Origin of the sequence: Pseudomonas endophytica, from assembly GCF_001411475.1 — a bacterium.
Taxonomy (GTDB): domain Bacteria; phylum Pseudomonadota; class Gammaproteobacteria; order Pseudomonadales; family Pseudomonadaceae; genus Aquipseudomonas; species Aquipseudomonas endophytica.
The window spans coordinates 1-4,542 of record NZ_LLWH01000095.1 but is presented as its reverse complement, the minus strand read 5'-3'; the positions used below and the strand labels follow the sequence as shown (position 1 = coordinate 4,542).

Here is a 4,542-nt window from a genome sequence, read left to right as displayed (position 1 = left end):
CGCGTAACCTGCGGATCGGCTACGAAGCCTTGGCATGGGGGCGACATGTTAATACGTGGCAGCAGGTCTGGGATCTGGTACGCCAGATAGACCACCCTAGCCTCGGCGTGTTGCTCGACAGCTTCCACACCTTGTCCCTCAAAGGGGATCCGAGTGGCATTGCGCAGATTCCCGGCGACAAAATTTTCTTCGTGCAAATGGCCGACGCGCCGATTTTAGCGATGGATGTGTTGGAGTGGAGTCGTCATTTTCGCTGTTTCCCAGGGCAGGGCGAGTTTGACCTGCCGGGCTTTTTGGCGCCGATCATCCAGAGTGGCTACACCGGCCCGTTGTCACTGGAAATTTTCAATGACGGCTTTCGTGCCGCACCTACGCGCGCCAACGCTGCTGATGGTTTGCGCTCGTTGCTGTACCTCGAAGAAAAAACCCGCGAGCGCTTGGCGCAACAGGACGCGCCCGCAGCGAAGCTGGAGCCATTGTTCTCGCCGCCTAAAGCCAGCGACTACAACGGCATCGAGTTTTTGGAGTTCGCCGTCGATGACAATCAAGGTGCGCAACTGACCCATTGGCTCGAGCGCTTGGGTTTCAGCAAGGCGGGTCAGCACCGTTCTAAGAATGTGAGTTTGATGCGTCAAGGTGATATCAACCTGATTCTCAACGCTGAACCGTATTCGTTTGCCCATAACTTTTTTGAGGCCCATGGCCCTTCACTGTGTGCCACTGCGATTCGGGTGCAAGACAGCGCCAGCGCACTGGCCCGTGCCGTGGCTTATAAAGGTCAGCCCTATCGCGGGTTGGTCGGCCCTAACGAGTTGGAGTTAGCGGCCGTTCGTGCACCGGATGGCAGTTTGATTTATCTGGTTGATCAGGATGAGACGGGCAAACCGCTGTACGAATCTGACTTCAACCTCACGGTCGAACCCACCACTCAAGGTGGGCTTAAGCGCATTGACCACATGGCGATGGCGCTGCCGGCAGACAGCCTCGACAGTTGGGTGCTGTTTTACAAGGGCCTGTTGGACTTTGAGGCCGACGACGAGGTGGTGTTGCCCGACCCTTACGGCTTAGTCAAAAGCCGCGCTTTACGCAGCCGTTGCAGCACGATTCGTTTGCCGCTGAGCATTTCGGAAAACAAAAACACCGCTATCTCACATGCGCTGTCGAGTTATCGCGGTTCAGGTGTGCATCACATTGCATTTGAGTGTGACGACCTGTTCGCTGAAGTCAGTCGAGCCAAAGCCGCGGGTGTGCCGCTGCTGGATATTCCGCTGAACTACTACGACGACTTGGCGGCGCGTTTTGACTTTGACGACGAGTTCTTGAGTGAGCTGGCCTACTTCAACGTGCTGTACGACCGCGACGCCCAAGGCGGTGAGCTGTTTCATGTGTACACCGAGCCGTTTGCTGGCCGCTTCTTCTTCGAGTTGTTGCAGCGCAAAAACGGCTATGCCGGGTATGGCGCCGCCAACGTGGCGGTGCGCTTGGCGGCGATGGCCAAATCGCGTACCGGAGCGGTGCGCCAGACCAAGCTTTAGGAGGCGCTATGAAGCAGTGTCGGCTTCCTTCATTGACCGGCTCGGGCCATAATCCCCGCCATCTTCCGATGGCCGTGAGCCTTTAATGACCCAGATATCAGAAGTCGACACCGACGCCACGGCGCCTGCAGTCGAACCGCGTAAAGCCCGGAAAAACAACCCGGAAAAAACCCGCGAAAACATCCTCCAAGAAGCCCTTGTCGAGTTCGTCGAACAAGGGCTGGCGGGCGCGCGGGTGGATGCTATTGCGGAGCGCACTCGCACCTCCAAACGCATGATCTATTACTACTTCACCAGCAAGGAGCAGCTCTACGTCGAGGTCTTAGAAAAGCTCTACGGGGAAATTCGAAACACCGAAAGCTTGCTCCATCTCGATGAGTTGCCGCCTAGTGAAGCGATTCAAAAGCTGGTGGCATTTACTTTCGATCACCATGATCTGAATGCCGATTTCGTGCGCATGGTCAGCGTCGAAAATATCCATCGGGGTGAATACATCAAGCGCTCAGAAGGGATCAAAGCCATGAACGACACGATTGTTCATGCTTTGGAGCACATTCTACGGCGCGGCGTGGAACAGCAGGTTTTCCGCACTGGTTTAAACCCGTTGGATGTTCATCTGTTGGTCAGTTCGTTCTGTTTTTATCGCGTGTCGAACCGCTACACGCTGGGTGAAATCTTCCAGATCGACTTGGCCGACCCGCAGGTCAAACAGCGCCAGCGCGAGATGATTTGCGATTCAGTGCTGCGTTATTTGCAGGTCTAATAACGCATTTTGCCGCCCGCTTTTGGCTCGGGCGGCCTGCTTTAACCGTTCATTTCCTGAAAATGTGCCAGCATGCGTGATGGGTCGGCGCTGGCGCCGCTGATCAACTCAAACGCCTTGACCGCCTGAAACACCGCCATATTGCCGCCATCCAGCGTGCGGCAACCCAACGCGCGGGCGTGGCGCAGCAATTCGGTTTGCAGCGGGAAGTAAACAATTTCCGCAACCCACAACCCTGAGTGCAAGTACGCCGCGGGCACGGGCATGCCGGGCAGTTTGGCCATGCCCATCGGCGTGGTATTGACCAGCCCATCGGCCTTGGCCATCGACGATTCTAGGTCAGTGCCTACTCTGGCCCGAGCGCCGCTAAAGTGTTGGTTCAGGTTGTCGGCCAAACCCTGCGCCCGCTCGCTGTCGACATCAAAAATAGTCAGCTGCTGTACACCTTCGCTGAGCAATGCGTAGGCGACCGCTGAGCCAGCACCTCCTGCGCCTATTTGGACCACGTTCTGCACGGCAACGCCGGTCAACCCACGACGAAAACCTTCTGCAAAACCCGAGCAGTCGGTGTTATGCCCGATGCGCTTGCCCTCTTTGAATACCACCGTGTTTACCGCGCCGATCCCGCGGGCTTCATCAGACAAACTGTCCAGCCACGGCAAGATGGCTTGCTTACACGGGTAAGTAATGTTCAAACCGCTGAAGCCCATACGCTCTGCGGCGCTCAGCAGGTCGGGCAGGGCAGTGCTATCGAGTTGCAGTACATCCAGATCGATCAACTGATACACATAAGGCAACCCATGCGCTTGGCCTTCCCGTTCATGCAGGGCGGGGGTGCGTGATGCCTGAATTCCAGCACCAATCAGCCCGGCTAACACTGACTGTGGTTTTGGGGTCGACATAGCCTTACCCCTTCAACTGCTGGCTGAGATGTTGCAACGCCATGCGGTAGCCGTTGCTGCCAAAACCGCATAGCACGGCTTGGGCAATGCCCGAAACAAAGGAGTGATGACGGAAGGCTTCGCGGCTGTGAACGTTAGAAAGATGGACCTCAATCACCGGCAGTTCACTGGCAACCAACGCATCACGAATAGCCACCGAGGTGTGAGTCCAGGCCGCAGGGTTGATGACGATGGCACCGCAGCGCTGACGTGCGCCGTGAATCCAGTCGAGCAGTTCGCCTTCGTGGTTCGTTTGACGAAACTCGATGTTCAGGCCTTCTTCACTGGCCGTTTGCGCACATAAATTTGCGATGTCTGCCAGCGTCTCGTGACCGTATACACCGGGCTCTCGCGTGCCGAGCAGGTTCAAATTGGGGCCGTTAAGGATCAAGACGATAGGGGGCATATCAAGACAACTCTGAATTGTTTTTATGGGGCGTCTGAGCAGGGCTCAGCGGTTGGTTTAAATTGTACCAACCAGTTAATAAGATCAATTGTGGACGATCCGTCGGGCACGCTTTGGGGTAATTAGTGGGCGTTTATCGAACGCTTCGGCATGCAAGTGAATATCAATTGAAAATCATTCTCGACAAAACGTAAGATAGCCGCCCCTTATCCTCTAGCACCAGGGAGTCGGTTTGTCGGATATGGACCTCAAGGGCTTGTTCCTAAAGCATGCCAGTACCCTGCGCGGGTATCTGGCGCGCAAGGTGCGGGACCCACAGTTGGCCGCCGATCTGGTGCAAGAGAGTTTCTTGCGCATGGCCGAGCGTGGGCGCAAGGACACCATCGACAACTCCCCCGGCTATCTCTATCGGGTTGCCGGTAATCTGTTGGTTGATCACATTCGCCAGGAAACCCGCCGCAAGACCGACTCGGTCACCCATGAGGACCTAGCCGAGATCGAGGACGAACTGGCAGAGCTGGAGACTCAGGCGATGGCAGCACAACAGCGAGCGGCGCTCAAACAGGCATTGGCCGAGTTGCCCGAGCGCACTCAGGAGATTTTCCGGCTTAATCGCATCGAGGGCATGACCCACGCCGAAGTGGCGCGTCACCTCGGTATTTCTGACAGCTCGGTGCAAAAGCATCTGGCCAAAGCGCTGGCCTATGTCATGCAGCGCCTACAGGCAGATGAGTAATGACCTACCTACCGACCAGCGACTTACTGAGAATCGACCAGTAAAACGTCACTGCTTATACCTAACGAGAAATTGAGATTCACACGTGAATAGCCAAGGCCCCGAACAGCAGAGCATCACGCAGACCGCCGCAGCACGGGCGGTGCGCCTGCACGCCGGCC

5 protein-coding genes are annotated in these 4,542 nt (G+C 56.4%); 3 read left to right on the top strand and 2 right to left on the bottom strand.

What is annotated here, in order from left to right; all coding sequences use genetic code 11:
* Together AQS70_RS07795 and AQS70_RS07790 are read left to right on the top strand one after the other, a co-directional pair.
* Positions 1-1,535 (top strand): bifunctional sugar phosphate isomerase/epimerase/4-hydroxyphenylpyruvate dioxygenase family protein (locus tag AQS70_RS07795; protein ID WP_055102293.1); only part of this gene is annotated, 1,535 nt, incomplete at its 5' end.
* Positions 1,536-1,620: 85 nt separating this feature from the next.
* Positions 1,621-2,298, top strand: coding sequence for a TetR/AcrR family transcriptional regulator (locus AQS70_RS07790; protein WP_055102292.1), 678 nt, complete (start codon positions 1,621-1,623; stop codon positions 2,296-2,298).
* Positions 2,299-2,339: 41 nt separating this feature from the next.
* Here the strand turns inward: AQS70_RS07790 and AQS70_RS07785 are convergent, their stop codons facing one another.
* Complete coding sequence (locus tag AQS70_RS07785; RefSeq protein ID WP_055102291.1) at positions 2,340-3,200, bottom strand: shikimate dehydrogenase; 861 nt, start codon at positions 3,198-3,200, stop codon at positions 2,340-2,342.
* Positions 3,201-3,204: 4 nt separating this feature from the next.
* Positions 3,205-3,645 carry a type II 3-dehydroquinate dehydratase gene (gene aroQ / locus AQS70_RS07780; protein WP_055102290.1) on the bottom strand — a complete coding sequence of 147 codons (441 nt, stop codon included), beginning with the start codon at positions 3,643-3,645 and terminating at the stop codon, positions 3,205-3,207.
* Positions 3,646-3,877: 232 nt separating this feature from the next.
* Here aroQ and AQS70_RS07775 point away from each other — a divergent pair, with 232 nt between their 5' ends.
* Positions 3,878-4,381, top strand: coding sequence for an RNA polymerase sigma factor (locus AQS70_RS07775; RefSeq protein WP_055102289.1), 504 nt, complete (start codon positions 3,878-3,880; stop codon positions 4,379-4,381).
* Positions 4,382-4,542 lie beyond the last annotated feature (161 nt).

Bases quoted from the DNA above. Each gene is read 5' to 3' on its own strand.
- AQS70_RS07790 (WP_055102292.1), top strand. From the start codon at position 1,621: ATGACCCAGATATCAGAAGTCGACACCGACGCCACGGCGCCTGCAGTC.
- AQS70_RS07785 (WP_055102291.1), bottom strand. From the start codon at position 3,200: ATGTCGACCCCAAAACCACAGTCAGTGTTAGCCGGGCTGATTGGTGCT.
- aroQ (WP_055102290.1), bottom strand. From the start codon at position 3,645: ATGCCCCCTATCGTCTTGATCCTTAACGGCCCCAATTTGAACCTGCTC.